The organism is Streptomyces sp. NBC_00376, assembly GCF_036077095.1.
Lineage (GTDB): Bacteria > Actinomycetota > Actinomycetes > Streptomycetales > Streptomycetaceae > Streptomyces.
Window position 1 is genome coordinate 41,641 of record NZ_CP107961.1, and the last position, 16,239, is coordinate 57,879.

Here is a 16,239-nt window from a genome sequence, read left to right on the forward strand (position 1 = left end):
GCCTCGGCCCGGAGCGTCGGGCACCGCTCCCGGTCTGGATGCCCGTCCCAGCCGGACGCTCTTACTTCAGATCATCCCGGGCGCTGTTCGAGGAGTGCCTCCCATTCGGGCGTGGGCTCGGCCGACCAGCCGGTCCGTCGGCGTGTCTCGCGACGGTACTCAGCTCCTTGCGGTTCATCCGCTTGCATCCGGCACGAGAGCTTCGCCCCTGTGACCAGCATCGTGGCAATGGTCCTCAGACGACGTCGAATTCGTTGCCCTCGGGGTCCCGCATGGCGGCGGCGTAGAGCCCCATGTCCGGCTCATCCTTGGTCCGCAGCACGGTGGCACCGGCTTTGACCAGCCGTTCCACCGTAGCCTCGACCCGCTGTGTGCGGACGTCCAGCGGGACGTCGCGGCCCCCACCGACCTTCAGGTCGAAGTGCCACCGGTTCTTGGCGACCTTCGGCTCCGGAACCTGCTGGAACCACACCCTCGGTCCGAGTCCCGCGGGATCGATGATGGACTCCGGGATATCCCCGGCACCGGCCGGCAACTCTGCCTCGGGCACCCCCATCGCCGCCCAGTAGGCACGCCATGTGGCGTGCCCGGCAGGCGGAGGCTCAGGCACGTAGCCCAGGGCCTTGGCCCAGAAAGCCACCATTCTCTGCGGATCGGAGCAGTCGATCGTCAGCTGCACTGTCATCTCCATGCCCGGAGCATCCCAGGCAGGTCTGACAGACGATCCATTCGCAACCGGCCCTACCCGTGCCGGGTGAAGACTTCGCGGACGTCGGGCAGGTCCGCTTCCTTCTCCTTCTCGTCCTCGTACGAACCGTCCTCGTCCCGGATCGCCACGACGGTCTCCGGGGTGAAGTCCTGGCCGAAGCGGTAGACGTCCAGGCAGTAGTCGAAGCCGGACTCGCCGAAGAGGTCCGCGTCCTCGCGGCGGCAGTACTCCGCCAGGCCGTCGGACACGTGCCAGCGCGTGCCGTCGTACCAGAAGACACCACCTGCGTAGTGAATCGTCCGGCCCGTCGCGGAGTCCGTGAGGTTCAGCGACTCGTAGTTCTCGGGACGGTCGCGAACCAGGGCGACGAGGGGCTCGGGGACGCCCTCGTAGAAGGACTCCTGAAGGGCGAAATCCTCCTCGGCGTACAGATTCAGCGCCGACTCGTGGTCGAACGTCAGCAGCAGCACGCGGCCGTCCTCCGCGAAGTACCAGACCGCGGACTGGCCGCCGCCGTCGTTCCAGGCCAGACGGCGTGCGCCGGTCACCGTCACCGGTTCGACCCCGGCGAGGTCGTCCATGATGGTCGCGCGGCGCCGCGCTTCCGGGAGGGGGGTCGCTGCCAGGGCATCCCACATCGCGTTACTCATTCCCGCAGGCTATCCACCACCTACGACAAGGCCGGAACCAACTACCTCGCCGCCCTCCACGTCTCCGCCGTCCCCATCTGGTCGGCAGGGTGATCCAGAAGAAGCGCCTCAGGAGCGCTGGGGCCGGGGCCCCGCGGCGGCGATACCGGCCTGCTTCTACGGGACCGACGGCCACAGTCGTACGGCCTGCCAGGAGACACCCGGCACCGGTCCGGGCCACACTGGCAGCGCCGTGCGGATGAGGAGGTGGAGGGAATGAGCGTTGCAACCGATCACACCGGGCCGTGGACCGTCGCCGACGTCCTCGCGCTGCCGGAGGACCGCAGTGTCCGGTACGTCGAGCAGGCAACCGCTCTGTCGGGGGAGGTCACCCGGCTCGATGCCCCGTTCCCCTTCGCGGGCAGGACCGGAAACGGGGAGACGAGGCGCAGCCGCCCCTGCCCGGCTGTGGTCGGGCAGGGGCGTAGCGGGTCATGAGCGGCGGTGGTCCGGCGGCAGACTGAACACAGCCGGGTTCGGTGATGCTGCCGGGGCCGGTGGGCCCGATCGGGCCACGGTCGATCTGCGCCCGGCCGCCCCTGTCACGCCAGGTCGTCGCGTGTCACGAGCCGCTGGACGACCCGCCAGTCGCCGCGCGAGCGCGCGAGGGTGTCCTCCATGACGCACACCCGGTGCACCCGGGCCTCCCCGCCCTTCGGGGTCAGGTACACCAGGGCGTACGCACGGGTGCGCAGCGTCCCGTTGGGCTGTGGCTGGACATCGACCATGCCCAGCCAATGGCGCAACTGCTCGCCGCTGCGCGCCTGCGCCTCCTTGTTGCGCCGCACGTTCGCGGCGAGCTCCTCCCGGCCCCGTACCGGCTGCGGCAGCGTCGGTACGTCGAAAACGGCGTCCGGGGTGAACGTGCCCGCCCACTCCTGGGCGGCGAAGGAGTCGAACAGCTGCATCTGGTGGGCGTAGAACTGCTGGACCTCCGCATACAGCAGGCCGAACTGGCCGGGCTGCTGATCCAGCGGGCTCACATGGTGCCGCTCGGCGGCGAGCACGGTCATGGACTGACTCCGTTCCGTCGGTTCCTGACAGCTTCTGCCCCGAAGATCGAGCGGCCTTCGAAGATTCCTCAAGCGCCCCCGCCAAGGCTTTCGAAGCGTTCACTCGCTTCGGGAGCCAGGAGGGCAGCACCATGCCGACGTTCGTGTACCCGAGAATCCGGCTCGACGGCCTGCTTCGGCAGGCCGCGGTACGCGACCCGGCGGGCTGCGCCCTGCGCACGGCAGCCGGCCCGGTCACCTTCGCGGAACTCGACGACCGGGCCGACCGGATCGCCGCCTACCTCGAACACGCCCTTGGCCGCCGCGGCGCGCGCGTCGGCGTGGCCAACACCCTCGACGCGGTCTTTCCCGCCGCGTACTACGGGACGGCGCGCAGCGGGAACACGGTCGTGCTGGTCAATCCGCTGCTCAGGGCGGAGGGCCTGGAACACGTCCTGGCCTCGGCGGCCGTCGAGGTGGCGTTCGTGCCCACGGCCACCGCCGAACTGCTGGTGAAACTGGCCGACCGGCTGCCCACCCTGCGCACCGTCGTCGTCACCGACGCGTCCGAGGGGATCGTGCCTTCCGATGCCGTGCCGCTCCGGGCCGCGCTGGACTCCGTACCCGGCCGGCGGCCGCTGCCCGCCCTCGCCACCGATCTCGACGCGGACGTCTGCGTCCAGTTCACGACCGGAACCACCGGCCGGCCCAAGGGCGTCCGGCTCAGCCACCGCAATCTGGTCGCCAACGCCGCCCAGACCGCCGCCGCCCACCACCTCGGCAGCGACTCCGTCACCCTCAACCACCTGCCGCTCTACCACGTCATGCACCTCAACTCGGCGATGTACGCGGGCGCCGAGCAGGTGCTGTGCGTCGACCCCGACCCGTGGGCCTCGCTGCGGCACGCGGCGGAAGTCGGGGCCACTCACTACTACGGGCTGCCCGCGCGCCTGCACCGCCTGGCCAGGGACGAGCGGCTCCTCACGGACGGGGGAGGGGCGCCCGGCGGGGCGCGGCTGGCGGTCGTACTGTCCGGCGGCACCGCGCTCGCGCCCCCGGCCGCCCGGGTGCTGAGCGAGCACATCGATGTACCCGTCGTGCAGGGGTACGGGATGGCCGAGCTCTCACCGCTCTCCCACTGCCAGAGCCCGCACGGGCCGGGGGCGGCGGGTGGGGTTGGTGCGGTGGTGCCTGGGACCGAGTGCCGGATCGTGCAGCTCGACACCCGCCAGGTGCTGGGCGCCCACGCCACCGGAGAGGTGCAGATCCGCGGGCCGCAGGTGATGGCCGGGTACCTGGACGACCCGGGGCCGTCGCCCGTGGACGCCGACGGGTGGTTCTCCACCGGGGACGTCGGCCACCTGAACGAGGACGGGCAGCTGTTCCTCGTCGACCGGCTCGGCGACGTCTTCAAGCACGACAACGAACTCGTCTCGCCCAGCGCCGTCGAAGCGGTCCTCGGAGAGGACCCCCGGGTCACCGACTGCATTGCTGCCGGCTGGCCCGACGACATCCACGGAGCGGTGGTCTGGACGGGCATCGTGCTGCGCGACCCGGCCGCCCCCGGCCTGACCGCGGTGCTCGACTCCATCGTCGAGCGGGCCAACGAACGCCTCGCACCGTACGAACGGATCCGCCGCGCCGAAGTGCTCGACGCGGTCCCGCGCACCCCGGTCGGCAAGCCGGAACGGCGCGTGTTGCGCCAGCAGTTGAGTACCCGTGCAGCCGAGGAGGCCGCCGTATGAAGCACATGGACCGTGTACTCGTCGTGGGCGCCGGCCCGGTGGGGCTGACCGCCGCCCACGAACTGGCCCGCCGGGGCCTGCGTGTACGGCTGGTCGACGCGGCTCCCGGGCCGGTGACCACCAGCAGGGCGGTGGCGGTGCACCCGCGCACACTGGAGACCTTCGACCAGATGGGAGTGGTGGAGCCGGTACTCGAACGCGGGCGCCACAACCGGGCGTTCACGATGTACGCCGGGGGAAGCCGCCTGGTCCGGCTGAACGCCGACTACCGGACCATGCCGACCCGCTACCCGTACACCGTCATCATCGAGCAGACCCGCACCGAGGAGGTGCTGCGCGCGGCGGTGGCCCGGCTCGGCGTCACCGTCGAATGGGGCGTCCGGCTCACCGGCATCGCCCAGGACCGGCACGGCGTCCGGGCCGGTCTGGAGCACGCCGACGGCACCACCGAGGAGTACGACGTCCCGTGGCTGGTCGGCTGCGACGGCGGCCACAGCACCGTACGCAAGGAACTGCGGCTGCCCCTGATCGGCGAGTCCAGCGAGACCTGGGAACTCGCCGACGCGACGGTCACCACCGGACTCCCGCAGGACAGCATCTACTGGGTGCACACCGGCGGGCAGGCCCTGATGATGGTCCCCTACCAGGACGAGGGACGCTGGCGGCTGCTCGACACCGCGCCCCGCCCCGGTGCCGACCCCGCGCAGGCAGCCGCCCGCTTCGGCGCCAAACTCAGCGTCGGCCTCGGCCACCGGGTGACCGTCGGCGCACCCGACTGGTCTTCCGTCTTCACCTTCCAGCAGCGCATGGTGCCGCGCATGCACGACGGCCGCTGCTTCGTCGCCGGGGACGCCGCCCACGTACACAGCCCCGCCTCCGGGCAGGGCATGAACACCGGCATCCAGGAGGCGTACAACCTGGCCTGGAAACTCGCCATGGTGGCGCAGGGCCAGGCCGGCCGCGAACTGCTCACCACCTACGACGAGGAGCGCGTCCCCATCGGCAGGGCGCTGCTCGGCTCCACCCGCACGGCGACGTTCCTGGTCCAGTTCAAGAACACCCTGGCCGGTGTCATGCTGCCGGTCGTCTTCGGCGTCGTGCGCCGGGTGCCGCCGCTGCGCCGGGCCATCCAGCGCAAGGTGCTCGGCGGGCTGTCCGGGCTGCGGATCGGCTACGCGCACAGCTCGCTGACCACCGCTGGGTCCGGCCGGGGAATCGCCCCGGGCAGCCGGGCCGCGGCCGCCGTCGCCGCACGGCAGCCCGGTGACCCCGGGGCGCAGGAGCTGCGGGCCGAACTGCGCGACACCCGGTGGACCCTGCTGTACGCGGCGGGCGGGGGAGCGGAAGCGGACCTGGTCGTGGCGGACACGGCCCACGCCCACGCGTCCTGGCTGTCCGTGCGGACGATGCGCGCCGTCGGCGAAGCCACCGGCCCCGATCCGCTGGACGACCCGCGCGGGCGGCTGCGCAGGGCGATGGGCCTGGACGCGGGCGGCTGGCTGCTGATCCGCCCCGACGGCTATGTCGCGAGCGGCGGCGCCCGGCTGACGCGGCACGAACTGGAGCGGGCCCTGTCCCCGCTCGGCTCCCCCGTCCGGTCCGGGCGTGAGACCCCGCTCGGCTCTCCGGCCCGGTCCGGGCATGAGATCCCGGACCGGGTCCGTACGCAGCGCGGTCTCCAGCACTCGTCCGGCGTTCCTCAAGCGGTTCCGGACACGGTCGAGGCCACGACCCAAGAACTGGAGGCACCCCGATGACGGCATCGACGGCGGCACCCGAGAGCCCGGTGGCGCTGGTCACCGGCGCCACGAGCGGCATCGGCCTGGCGGTGGCCAGGGACCTGGCCACCCGCGGACACCGGGTGTTCCTGTGCGCCCGCACCGCCGAGGCGGTCGAGGAGACCGTCGGAAAGCTGCGCGCCGACGGACTGGAGGTGTCCGGCACCGTCGCCGACGTGCGCTCCAAGGAGCAGGTGCGGTCCCTGGTCGCGGCGGCCGTCGCGGCCTACGGGCCGATCACGGTCCTGGTCAACAACGCCGGTCGCAGCGGCGGCGGTCCGACCGCCGACATCAGCGACGAGCTCTGGTACGACGTCATCGACACCAACCTCAACAGCGTCTTCCTGCTCACCCGTGAGGTGCTCAAGCACGGCGGGTTGACCGAGGCAGCGGCGGCGGGCCGCCACGGACGGATCATCAGCATCGCCTCCACGGCCGGCAAGCAGGGTGTGCTGCTGGGCGCCCCCTACTCGGCCTCCAAGCACGCCGTCGTCGGCTTCACCAAGGCGCTGGGCAAGGAGCTCGCCCCGTCCGGGATCACCGTCAACGCGGTCTGCCCCGGGTACGTCGAGACGCCGATGGCCGAGCGGGTGCGGGCCGGTTACGCGGCCGCCTGGGACACCACTGACGAGGACGTGCTGGAGCGTTTCGAGGCGAAGATCCCCCTCGGGCGCTATTCGACACCCGAGGAGGTGGCGGGGCTGGTCGGCTATCTGACGACGGACCTCGCCGCTTCGATCACGGCCCAGGCGCTCAACGTCTGCGGCGGGCTGGGCAACTTCTGATGACGAGCGGGAGGCCGGTGATGACGACCGGACGGCCGATGATGGCGGACGGACGTACGACGCATGACGGGCGGAACCACCGCACGGTCCACGGGACCGAGGTGGCGGCACCCGCCGGGGTGGTCTACGGGCTGATCGCGGACGCGACCCAGTGGCCGCTGTACTTCCCGCCCAACGTGCACGTGGACCGGCTGGAGTTCGACGGCACGCACGAGCGCCTGCGCATGTGGGCGACGGCGAACGGCCGGGTGAAGTCCTGGACCTCGCACCGCGTACTGGACGCGGCGGCCCGGCGGATCGAGTTCCGCCAGGAGACCCCGGCGGCCCCGTTGTCGGTGATGACCGGCACCTGGATCGTCGAGCCGATCGGGGCCGAGACCTCGCGGCTGACCCTGCTCCACGACTTCTCGGTGGCCGGCGACCGTCCCGAGGACGTCGAGTGGGTCGAGCGGGCCACCGACACCAACAGCCGGGCCGAACTCGCCGGGATCGCGGCGCTGGCCGCGCAGTGGGCGCGGCTGGACTCGCTCGTGCTGTCCTTCGAGGACTCGGTGGCGGTCGACGCCCCGCCGGAGCCCGTGTACGCGTTCCTGGAGCAGGCCGGGCGGTGGCCCGACCGGCTGCCCCACGTCTCGCGCCTCGACCTCACCGAGGAGCCGGGCGGCGTCCAGGTCATGTCGATGCAGACGCTCGCCGCCGACGGTTCCTCGCACACCACCGAGTCGGTGCGGGTCTGCTTCCCCGACGCCGCCCGGATCGTCTACAAGCAGACCGTCACCCCGGCTCTCATGTCGGCCCACACCGGCGTCTGGACGGTGGCACCCGGCCCCGCAGGGACCACCGTCGCCACCTCCCGGCACAGCGTCGTCCTCCGGGAGGAGGCGGTGGAACGGGTACTGGGCGCGGGCGCGGACCTCGCGAGGGCGCGGCGGTACGTACGCGAGGCGCTCGGCCGCAACAGCACCGCGACCCTGACCCACGCCAAGCGGTACGCGGAATCTCCAGTGGTCCTCTAGCGACTGCGGACAGCATCTGTACAGGATCCAGAGAGGGTATGGACGATGGCCGTCGAGCGAGTGCACCGCACGCAGTACGCGGTCGATGTGGCAGCGCCGGCCGGCGTTGTCTACGGGCTGATCGCGGACACGACACAGTGGCCGTTGTTCGTGCCGGCGAGCATCCATGTGGAGCGGCTGGACTTCGACGGCTCCCAGGACCGCTTCCACATGTGGGTGCTCGCCAACGGCCAGGTACGTTCCTGGCTCTCGCACCGCACACTGGACGCGGCCCGCCGCCGCATCGAGTTCCGGCAGGAGACGCCCGCCGAGCCGGTCAGTTCGATGGGCGGCGGCTGGACCGTGGAGCCGCTCGGCCCCGACCGCTGCCGGCTGAACCTGGAACACGACTTCACCGTCGCCGGGAACCGCCCTGAGGACGTCGCCTGGGTCCGGCGCGCCACCGACACCAACAGCAGGGCCGAACTGGAGCGGCTGCGGGAGACCGCGGAGCGCTGGAACCGCCTGGACGACCTCCTGCTGACCTTCGAGGACTCCGTACGCATCAACGGCCCGGCCGAGCTGGTCTACGACTTCCTGTACCGGATCGCCGACTGGCCGGACCTCATGCCGCACGTGGCCCGGACCGACGTGGCCGAGCCGCGGCCCGGCGTCCAGCTCACCGGAGCGGACATCCTCTCGGCCGACGGCGCGACCCACACCGTGGAGGCGGTCCGGGTGTGCTTCCCGCACTCGGGCCGGATTCTGTGGAAGCACACGCGGCCCTCCCCGCTCGCGGATGCCCACACCGGCGAATGGTCGGTGATCCCCGACGAACGGGGCGTCCAGGTGATCGCCCGGCACAGCGTGCTGCTGCGCGAGGAAGGCATCGAGGAGGTCCTCGGAGCCGGGGCGGACCTCGCGCGGGCACGGGCCCACGTCCGTGAGACGGCGAGCCGGTTCAGCCTCGCCACCCTGGAGTTCGCCGGGCAGCACGCCGAGACGGCCGTCCGGACTCTCTGAGGGCCTGCCGACCTCTGACGACCACTTACGATCTCTGATCGGGCATGGCCGCCCGATCAGAGGTGGTCAGCGGTCGACCGACAGGATCCGAGTACCACGTCAGCGCCGTGTCAGCGCTACGTGGCCGGTGCGTGCACACTCGGGCCGTCCCTTCGTGCCCTCCGGAGCCGGGTCCGGCGCGCCGGGGCGCGGGCGCCATCGGAGACAGGGGGACCGGATGACCGGCAGCATGACCGTCGTCATCTCCTCCGGCATGCCTCCCGAGCTCGAACTGCGCGGCCCGCTCGACCCGGCGGCACTGGCGCGGGCGCTCGCCGAGCTTCCCGGGTGCACGCCCACCCTGCGCAGGCACACCGCGACCCACCACACCCTGTACCTCTCCCCGCGCCACCTGCCCGCGGGCGCCCTCGGGGACCTGCTCACCGCGTTCACGGGCCCTCTGGGCAGCGGCGCGAGCGCCGACGCGAGCACTGAGGTGAGCACTGACGTGAGCACCGACGCGGCGGGCGCACCGTTGCTCGTACCGCTGCCTGGCCCCGAAGAGTCTTCGGTCTCCCCGGTGCAGGGGGAGCCGCACCACTCCGCCGCTGCTCTCTTCCCGGCGTCCCCCCGGCAGCGGGAGATCCTCCTCGACCTGATGACCGCCGCCCCCGGGACCGTCCCGTACGTCGAGCAGCAGCACTGGCGCTGGTACGGCCCGCTCGACACCCGGCGCTACCGGGCCGCCTGGGCATCAGTCGCCGACCGCGAGGCGGTGCTGCGCGGGTCCTTCGCGCGGGCGGACGCGCCCGACGGCCCCAGGGTCGCGGTGCACCCGAAAGCCACCCCGCGAGTGGTCCGGCACCCCTGCGGCTCCGTCGACCGGCAGGCGCTGCTCGGCAGCGAGCGGCTGAGCGCCTTCGACCCGCTGAGGCCCGGACCGCTCCGGGTCCTGCTCATCGACGAACAGCCAGGCACGATGGGACCGGTACGGGTAGTCGTCACGTACCACCTCGCCTTCATCGACGGCCCCAGCGTGCGCATGCTGCTGCGCGCCGTGCACCGCGCCTACCTCGCCGACGGCCCGCCCCCCGGCGGGCAGCGCCGCCCCGACCTGTGCGACCACCTCGACTGGCTGGACCGTCAGGACACCGCCCCGGCCCGCGAGTTCTGGACCCGGGCCGCTCCGCCGGCCGGTGCCGCCATCCTGCCGCCCCGGCCGTCCAGCACCCCGTCCCGGCCGGGCCACGGGCGTACCGGTCAGCGGCTCACTCCCCACGAGGCGGTCCGGCTGCGCCACTGGGCCGGTGACATCGGCGTCACCGAGTGCACCGCGCTGCACGCCGCCTGGGCGCTGCTGCTGCATCGGGCGTCCGGCCGCACCGGCCCCGCCCCCGTCGCCTTCGGCATGACCGTCTCCGGCCGGGGCATCCTGCTCGACGGTGCCGCCCTGCTGCCCGGACCACTGCGCAATCCGCTGCCCCTGAGCACCGAGGTCGACCCGGCGATGCCGCTGGTCCGGCTGCTGACCGAACTCGGCGAACGGGCCATGGACATGGCCGCGTACGAATGGGTCTCCGAGGGCCAGGTGCACGCCTGGAGCGGCCGGCCCGCCGAGGACCGGCTAACCGGGACGGTGATCGCCTTCGAACCGCCCGCCTCCTTGGCACCACCGGCCACCGGAGACCCGCTGCGCAACGAGTTCGACGCCCAGGACATCCGGCTGACCCCACCCGAGACGGTGCCTGCGGACACCGGGGTGCCGCTCTCCCTGACCGCCCACCACGACGCCGACGGCGGCCTCGCGCTGACAGCGGTGAACGACCGAACGCATCTCGCCGACCCCGACGCGGCGACGGCCCTCGCCCAGACCGCTCTGCTGCTACGGGAGTTCCCCCGGTTCATCGCGGCGGGCACACCGGTCGCCGAGGCCCTGGCCCTGCTCGGTCCCGCCGCACCCGCCCGGACGCACCACCCCGGACCGGCGCCGGGCCCCACCGTGCTGCGACCGGCCACCCGGCCCGGCGCGGGCACCGTGCTGCTCGTACCGCCGCCGGACGCCCCGGCCGGCTGCTACGACGAGCTGGCCCGGATCTACCCCGGTCCGCAGACCCTGCTCACCGTGAACGGGGCGGTGGACGCGGCGGGCTGCCTGGCCGCGCTGCGCCCGGCCCTCGCGGCGGCCGAACCCGTCACGTTCGGCTGCTACTCGGGCGGCGGCGCCCTCGCCTACGAGGTCGCCCAGCAGATCGCCGGGCACGGATGGCTGCCGCCGCCGGTTGCCATCGCAGGCACCGCCGCCGCTGCCGAAGCCGGCGCGGCCGCCCTCTCCCGCACCCTCGCCGAGGTGGCCGGCGCCGGCTGACCGTGCGCACAGGCCGGTGGCGACGGTGAACCGCGACGGCTTCAGCGGGCGGCGGTCCGCCGCTCAGGCGCGGACCGGGGCGCCGTCGGCTCGTTCCAGGTCGAGCGGGAGGTCGCCCCGGGAGGTGATCCGGAGCTTGCGGTAGACCCGGGTCAGGTGCTGCTCGACCGTGCTCACCGTCAGGAAGAGCCGGGCCGAGATCTCCCGGTTGGTCAGGCCCTGCGCGGCCAGGGTGGCCACCCGCTGCTCGGAACCGCTCAGCCTGGCCGCCGAGGTGCCGGGCCGGTCCTTGTCCGCGCCCGCCTTCCCGGCCCGGCCCGGACGGCTCTCCGCCCTGGCCGGGGCGGTGCCCGGCGCCGTCACCAGCGGTGCGTCGGGAAGGATCTCCTGGCACAGCGGCGCCGCGCCGGTGTCCTTCGCGAGCTGCCAGGCCGAACGGATCATCACGCAGCCCTTCGACGAGGAGCCGTCCGCCTGGAGCGTCCGGCCCAGATCCGCCATCGCACGGGCCGTCTCCACCCGGTCGCCGGAGCGGTGCAGCTCGTCGATCGCCTGGGCAAGGACCGTCGGCCGCTGCTGGGCATCCCCGGCCAGCGCCCGCATGCGCAGCGCGAGACCGCGCACGTGCGGGCGCCGCGCGTCGGCCATCGCGAGCTGGCGCAGGGCCAACTGCTCCGCCCGGTGGTCTTCCCCGAGGCACAGCAGCGCCCGCGTCGCATCCGTACGCCAGGGCAGGAACGCGGGCCGGTCCACCCCCCAGCTCTCCATCAGCCGGCCTACCTCCAGGAAGTCGGCCAGTGCCGCGTGCGGCTGATGGAGAGCCAGGTGATGCAGTCCGCGGGCGCGCAGATACGCCAGTCCGTGCAGGCTCATCAGCTGCCGCCGGGGCAGCTGCCGACCGGTCAGGCGGGACGCCTCGGTGTACTGGCCCATCTCCGTGCACGCACGTACGACCACCGCCGTCGGCGCGCAGACGAAGGTTCCGTGGCCCTGCGCGGGGAGCGCCGCGAGGGCTGCCGTCGCACGGGTGTGGGCGCCGCGCAGGTCGCCGAGGCGCAGCAGTGACTCGGCGTGCAGCGTCCCGAACACGGCGCTCCAGCCCGGGGCCCGGCTGCGGTCCGCCTCGTCGAGCAGCTTGCGGCTCCACCGCACCGCCAGGTCCGGCTGCTCGGAGCAGAGCAGCGACGTCACGGCCTGGGCGAGCGGCGCGAGCGTGGCATCCGTCAGCCGGGCCGACCGCAGCAGCCGCTCCGCGGCGCCGGGAGCGGTGTCGACCATGGTGTCCAGGGGCGAGGCGCCCGCCTGGTCGGCACCGGTGCCGAGGATCAGCTCCGCCGCGTCGGAGATCCGTCCCTGGGCCAGTAGCAGTCCGGCCAGCGGCTGTTCGTGCTCGGCGGCCGGCCGGCCGGAGCGCACCGTCTCCAGCAGTGCGTCCACGCGGCGTTCGGCCGCGGCCGGGTCGAAGCGGGACGCGATCTGGGCCAGCCGGATGCGCAGCGCGGCCCGCACCTGGTCGTCGGTGCCGGTTTCGAGGGCGAGTTCGAGCAGCCGCGTCGCCGGACGGGCCTCGCCCCGTGCGAGGGACTCCTCCGCAGCCTCGCGCAGTACGTCCACGTCCACATCCACGTCCCACGGTTCGCCCGCCGTCGCCGCATCTTCCGCCGGCACCACGTCCTCGGAGGCGGCGGCGAGCAGCAGCTTCGCGACCGCCGGGGCCGGGACGCCGTCCTCGTGCAGCACCCGTGCGGCCTGCCGGAGCAGCCTGCCCCGGGCGGCCGGACCGGCTTCCTCCAGCACCGCGTCCCGCACGGCCGGGTGCCGGAACCGTACGCCGTCGAGAAGGCCGGCCGCCCGCAGCGCGGCAAGACCCCGGTTCGCGGCGGCACCGGTCAGCTCCGCCGTCCGGGCGGCGCGGGTGGGGGAGGCGTGGTCGCCGAGCAGCGCGATGGCACGGGCCACGGCGGTGGTGACCGGCCCGGCCCGGTGAACGCAGGCGACGACCGCCTGCGCGAACGGGCCGCCGGGGGCGGGGAACGCCGCCTCGCCGTGCGCGTCCCCGGCTGTGTCCCCGGCTGTGTCCGCGTACTCGGCGGTCAGGGCACGCAGCAGCAGGGGGTTGCCTCCGCTGATGCGATACGCCTCGTCCGAGGTGAGGCCGTCACAGCCGTCCAGTTCCAGGAACCGGGCCGTCTCCGTCGGGGACAGCGGACTGAGCCGGATCCGGCGGAAGTGGGGCTGGCGCATCAACTCGGTGGTGAACAAGGGGTCCTGCGACGGCGGGTGCTGCGAACCGGTGAGGACGACGAGGACCCGGGACCCACGGGCATGACGTACGAGGTACTGGAGGTGGCGCAAGGACTCGGCGTCCGCGTGCTGCACATCGTCCACGCAGAGCAGCACCGGCCGGTCGAGGCCCAGTTCGCACACCCGGTCGCAGAACTCGCGCAGGTCCTCGACCCGCGAGGGCTCACCGCCGGAGTTCACGCCGGAGTTCACGCCGGAGTTCCCGGCGGGGTTTCCGGCAGTGTTCCCGGAGGAGCTGCCTCCGGTGCCGCCGTCGGGCAGCCGGAACCCTGGCGTCCGGTGGACGAGTTGCCGCAGAACGCCCCACGGGATCTGCCGCTCGGCCACCGTGGCGACGGCGGACAGGACCAGGGCGCCGGCCGCAGCGGCCCGCTCGGCGACGGTGTCGGCCAGGGCGCTCCGGCCGCACCCGGCGGCGCCTTCGATCAGGACGGCCTGAGAGCCGCCCGCAGCGCAGTCCGCGAGCGCCTCGTCCAAGGCTCCGATCACCGATGTCCTGCCGACCAACCGCATACTCGCCCCTGTTGATGAAGGTCCACCCCTATCCGGGACAGGGTGAAGTCTGCGCCTACAGGGGTGGTCGAGCCACCGCTGAGGGCGGGTAGGGGTCGGGTCAGGGGCAGGGCTCGGCGCACATGAGACCCGCGTCGCGCATTTCCTCGACCCATATGTCGAGATCGGCGCGCGCATTCTCGGGCGCGGTATTCCACAAATCGGCGAGCAGACGTGCGGCGGCGCCCGCGTCGCCCTCGTGCTGGCGGAGCGCGATCCACATCGCGGCGCCCACCGGACCGCACCAGTAGCGCATTGTTCCCACCGCTGATTCCGCCAGGAGTTCCAGGCGACCGGCGGCGTCCACCGAGGCGACACTCACCCCGGGCATCGGTCGAACAAGCACGGACACCTCCAGTGCCGGGGTCCCCCGGAGACACTTTCCTGAGCGTCGGTTCTCTTCAACCGATCGAGGAAGCCTCAAGTTATTTCGGAACGCCCGCCAGATCCATGACGACGGCCGCACTCTGGGGTTCGCGGTACCCGCACCCCTATGCCGGCGGACCCCGGCGTGCACGGGATAGGGGGGCGTGGGGGCGAGCCCCGGGCTGGACCGCCGCGCTTCCGGCGCCCGCGTCACGCCCCGGGCCACCCGTCCCGGGCGGCCGTCGGCCGAGTGCGAATCCTCGCCGGGATAGCGGCCGGATTTCGTCCATCCGTATGGAATGAAAGGAATGAGCGGTCCGGAAATCCGGATCACTTCACCGGACCGAATACCTCCGGTTCCGTGGGTACGGAAAACCAGGGGCCCTGCCGGTTTTCCGTCCGGCCGGAATCCGAGGCGCCCGGCGGCGTAATACGGGGCCGCCGCGCCATGCCCCGGAAAGCCCGGAGGAACCGTCCGCGTCATGCTCAGGAAAGCGCGGAGGGAACCTGGAGGAACCGTCCGCGACACGCCCCGGAAAACCCGGAGGAACCGTCACGACCCGCCCTCCGGGCCCCGCCGGAAGCGGCCTTCGCCCTCCGCCGGATCACCGCGCTTCCTCAAGCGGGAGTCGAGCGCTCTTCCGGGGTTCCTTGAGCCTTCTCGCCGAGCGTGGCATCCGCAGGGGCGGCCCCGCCCCGTACCCGTAAACGGCACTGCTGCCGTGGCCGACCCGAGGAGCCTCACATGGTGACCTTCGTCAACAAGCTGACCGTCCACGGCGACATCGACGAGTTCCTGGCCGTCAAGGACCGGCTGACCGCCTACATGAGCAGCCAGCCCGGTTACCTCGGCCACGAGGGCCTGCGCAGCCTCGGCGACGAGCGGGTCTTCCTCGAACTCGCCGTCTGGGAGGACCCCGCCGCCCACCAGCGGGCCGTGCGCAGCGAGGAGTTCCAGGCCCTGGTCAAGGACCTCGGCCCGCTGGCCACCCCCGAGCCCGGTCTGTACGAGACGGTGGAGGCGGCTCCCCGTGACCGATGAGACCCCGGCGCCGGTCGCCCGCCGGTGCCGGCCGCCGACCGGCCCGGCCGTGACCGTGCTCTTCACCGGTGGCGCCGGGATCCGGCCCGGCCTCGGCCGCGAGCTGTACGGCGCCTTTCCCGCCTTCCGCGCCGCGTACGACACCGTGCGCGGCGCTCTCGACCACTGGCTGCGGCTGCCCCTGGCCGCCGTGGTGTTCGCGCCCGAGGGCGGAGTCGACGCGGCTCTGATCCGCCGGTCCGAATTCGGGCAGCCGGCCCTGTTCGCCTTTCACGTGGCGGTCTTCCGGCTCTGGCAGTCGTGGGGGCTCCGGGTCGGCGCTGTGTCCGGCCACGGTGCCGGAGAGATCGCAGCGGCCCATGTGGCGGACGCGCTGAACCTGGCCGACGCGGCCCGGCTCGTGGCCGCGCGCAGCAGGCTCGCCCCCGTGCACCCGGCCGTGCTCGCCGGGGACTTCGCCGCCGCCCTCGACTCCGAGGCGGCGTTCGCACGGGCCGCGGCGGACAGCGCCGTCGCACCGCCCCGGATTCCGCTGGTGTGCGCGACGACCGGCCGGAGCATGGGACCCGGACCGGACCGGCAGCCGCTTTCGCCCGGCTACCTGCTGAGTGAGGCCCGCCGGATGTCCCACACCACCGACGCGGTACGGACCCTGGTCCGGGCGGGCTTCCCCCGTCCGTACCCCTGCGGGCCCGACCCCGCGGACACCCGTCCGGGCCGCGAACTGCGCGCCGTACTCGGCGTCGCCGGCCGGATACACGCACTCGGCCGGGAACCGGGCTGACCGGATGCCGGGCAGGCCGGAAGCCGGGCCGGAGGTACGGCTTCCCACCAGCGGTCCCCGGCCCGTCCCCGGCCCGTCCCCGGCCCGTCCCCGGCCCGTCCCCGGCCCGGCTTTAGGCCGCCTCAAGCGGA

General features: G+C 73.1%; 14 protein-coding genes. 9 read left to right on the plus strand and 5 right to left on the minus strand.

What is annotated here, in order from left to right; genetic code table 11:
• Positions 1-235: 235 nt before the first annotated feature.
• Together OG842_RS40505 and OG842_RS40510 are read right to left on the minus strand one after the other, a co-directional pair.
• Positions 236-691 carry a VOC family protein gene (locus OG842_RS40505; RefSeq protein ID WP_266738025.1) on the minus strand — a complete coding sequence of 152 codons (456 nt, stop codon included), beginning with the start codon at positions 689-691 and terminating at the stop codon, positions 236-238.
• Between the two features lie 50 nt (positions 692-741).
• The gene (locus OG842_RS40510; RefSeq protein WP_266738024.1) at positions 742-1,359 is read right to left on the minus strand and encodes a hypothetical protein; all 618 of its coding nucleotides are present in this window, start codon (positions 1,357-1,359) and stop codon (positions 742-744) included.
• 255 nt (positions 1,360-1,614) lie between these two features.
• Here OG842_RS40510 and OG842_RS40515 point away from each other — a divergent pair, with 255 nt between their 5' ends.
• A complete protein-coding gene (locus OG842_RS40515; protein WP_266738023.1) occupies positions 1,615-1,836 on the plus strand; it encodes a hypothetical protein in 222 nt (73 codons plus the stop codon).
• Positions 1,837-1,940: 104 nt separating this feature from the next.
• Here OG842_RS40515 and OG842_RS40520 read toward each other — a convergent pair whose 3' ends face one another.
• Entirely contained in the window at positions 1,941-2,411 is a 471-nt protein-coding gene (locus tag OG842_RS40520; RefSeq protein ID WP_266738022.1) for a nuclear transport factor 2 family protein, read from the minus strand.
• A gap of 131 nt (positions 2,412-2,542) precedes the next feature.
• On the opposite strand from OG842_RS40520, the gene OG842_RS40525 reads away from it, so the two are divergent.
• The 6 genes from OG842_RS40525 (at position 2,543) to OG842_RS40550 (ending at position 11,060) form a co-directional block, all read left to right on the plus strand.
• Positions 2,543-4,135 carry a class I adenylate-forming enzyme family protein gene (locus OG842_RS40525; protein ID WP_266738020.1) on the plus strand — a complete coding sequence of 531 codons (1,593 nt, stop codon included), beginning with the start codon at positions 2,543-2,545 and terminating at the stop codon, positions 4,133-4,135.
• Positions 4,132-5,892, plus strand: a complete 1,761-nt coding sequence (locus tag OG842_RS40530; protein WP_266738018.1) for an FAD-dependent oxidoreductase — start codon at positions 4,132-4,134, stop codon at positions 5,890-5,892. Before OG842_RS40525 ends, OG842_RS40530 begins: the two co-directional genes overlap by 4 nt.
• Positions 5,889-6,698: an SDR family NAD(P)-dependent oxidoreductase gene (locus OG842_RS40535; protein ID WP_266738016.1), complete on the plus strand. Its 810-nt coding sequence runs from the start codon at positions 5,889-5,891 to the stop codon at positions 6,696-6,698. Before OG842_RS40530 ends, OG842_RS40535 begins: the two co-directional genes overlap by 4 nt.
• Positions 6,699-6,718: 20 nt before the next feature.
• Complete coding sequence (locus OG842_RS40540; RefSeq protein ID WP_323185931.1) at positions 6,719-7,714, plus strand: aromatase/cyclase; 996 nt, start codon at positions 6,719-6,721, stop codon at positions 7,712-7,714.
• Positions 7,715-7,759: 45 nt separating this feature from the next.
• Positions 7,760-8,716, plus strand: coding sequence for an aromatase/cyclase (locus tag OG842_RS40545; protein ID WP_266738014.1), 957 nt, complete (start codon positions 7,760-7,762; stop codon positions 8,714-8,716).
• Between the two features lie 217 nt (positions 8,717-8,933).
• Positions 8,934-11,060, plus strand: a complete 2,127-nt coding sequence (locus tag OG842_RS40550; protein ID WP_266738013.1) for a condensation domain-containing protein — start codon at positions 8,934-8,936, stop codon at positions 11,058-11,060.
• A gap of 63 nt (positions 11,061-11,123) precedes the next feature.
• Here the strand turns inward: OG842_RS40550 and OG842_RS40555 are convergent, their stop codons facing one another.
• Positions 11,124-14,054 carry a BREX system ATP-binding domain-containing protein gene (locus tag OG842_RS40555; protein ID WP_328512705.1) on the minus strand — a complete coding sequence of 977 codons (2,931 nt, stop codon included), beginning with the start codon at positions 14,052-14,054 and terminating at the stop codon, positions 11,124-11,126.
• Positions 13,978-14,247 carry a PqqD family peptide modification chaperone gene (locus OG842_RS40560; RefSeq protein WP_328512730.1) on the minus strand — a complete coding sequence of 90 codons (270 nt, stop codon included), beginning with the start codon at positions 14,245-14,247 and terminating at the stop codon, positions 13,978-13,980. Before OG842_RS40560 ends, OG842_RS40555 begins: the two co-directional genes overlap by 77 nt.
• Before the next feature lie 780 nt (positions 14,248-15,027).
• Here OG842_RS40560 and OG842_RS40565 point away from each other — a divergent pair.
• Together OG842_RS40565 and OG842_RS40570 are read left to right on the plus strand one after the other, a co-directional pair.
• Positions 15,028-15,324 carry an antibiotic biosynthesis monooxygenase family protein gene (locus OG842_RS40565; RefSeq protein ID WP_266738007.1) on the plus strand — a complete coding sequence of 99 codons (297 nt, stop codon included), beginning with the start codon at positions 15,028-15,030 and terminating at the stop codon, positions 15,322-15,324.
• Positions 15,314-16,108 carry an acyltransferase domain-containing protein gene (locus tag OG842_RS40570; protein WP_328512706.1) on the plus strand — a complete coding sequence of 265 codons (795 nt, stop codon included), beginning with the start codon at positions 15,314-15,316 and terminating at the stop codon, positions 16,106-16,108. The genes OG842_RS40565 and OG842_RS40570 overlap by 11 nt, the downstream gene beginning before the upstream one ends.
• The last annotated feature ends 131 nt before the right edge of the window (positions 16,109-16,239 follow it).

Bases quoted from the DNA above. Each gene is read 5' to 3' on its own strand.
- OG842_RS40525 (WP_266738020.1), top strand. From the start codon at position 2,543: ATGCCGACGTTCGTGTACCCGAGAATCCGGCTCGACGGCCTGCTTCGG.
- OG842_RS40520 (WP_266738022.1), bottom strand. From the start codon at position 2,411: ATGACCGTGCTCGCCGCCGAGCGGCACCATGTGAGCCCGCTGGATCAG.
- OG842_RS40540 (WP_323185931.1), top strand. From the start codon at position 6,719: ATGACGACCGGACGGCCGATGATGGCGGACGGACGTACGACGCATGAC.
- OG842_RS40515 (WP_266738023.1), top strand. From the start codon at position 1,615: ATGAGCGTTGCAACCGATCACACCGGGCCGTGGACCGTCGCCGACGTC.
- OG842_RS40510 (WP_266738024.1), bottom strand. From the start codon at position 1,359: ATGAGTAACGCGATGTGGGATGCCCTGGCAGCGACCCCCCTCCCGGAA.
- OG842_RS40565 (WP_266738007.1), top strand. From the start codon at position 15,028: ATGGTGACCTTCGTCAACAAGCTGACCGTCCACGGCGACATCGACGAG.
- OG842_RS40530 (WP_266738018.1), top strand. From the start codon at position 4,132: ATGAAGCACATGGACCGTGTACTCGTCGTGGGCGCCGGCCCGGTGGGG.
- OG842_RS40560 (WP_328512730.1), bottom strand. From the start codon at position 14,247: ATGCCCGGGGTGAGTGTCGCCTCGGTGGACGCCGCCGGTCGCCTGGAA.
- OG842_RS40545 (WP_266738014.1), top strand. From the start codon at position 7,760: ATGGCCGTCGAGCGAGTGCACCGCACGCAGTACGCGGTCGATGTGGCA.
- OG842_RS40555 (WP_328512705.1), bottom strand. From the start codon at position 14,054: ATGCGCGCGCCGATCTCGACATATGGGTCGAGGAAATGCGCGACGCGG.
- OG842_RS40535 (WP_266738016.1), top strand. From the start codon at position 5,889: ATGACGGCATCGACGGCGGCACCCGAGAGCCCGGTGGCGCTGGTCACC.
- OG842_RS40550 (WP_266738013.1), top strand. From the start codon at position 8,934: ATGACCGGCAGCATGACCGTCGTCATCTCCTCCGGCATGCCTCCCGAG.
- OG842_RS40505 (WP_266738025.1), bottom strand. From the start codon at position 691: ATGGAGATGACAGTGCAGCTGACGATCGACTGCTCCGATCCGCAGAGA.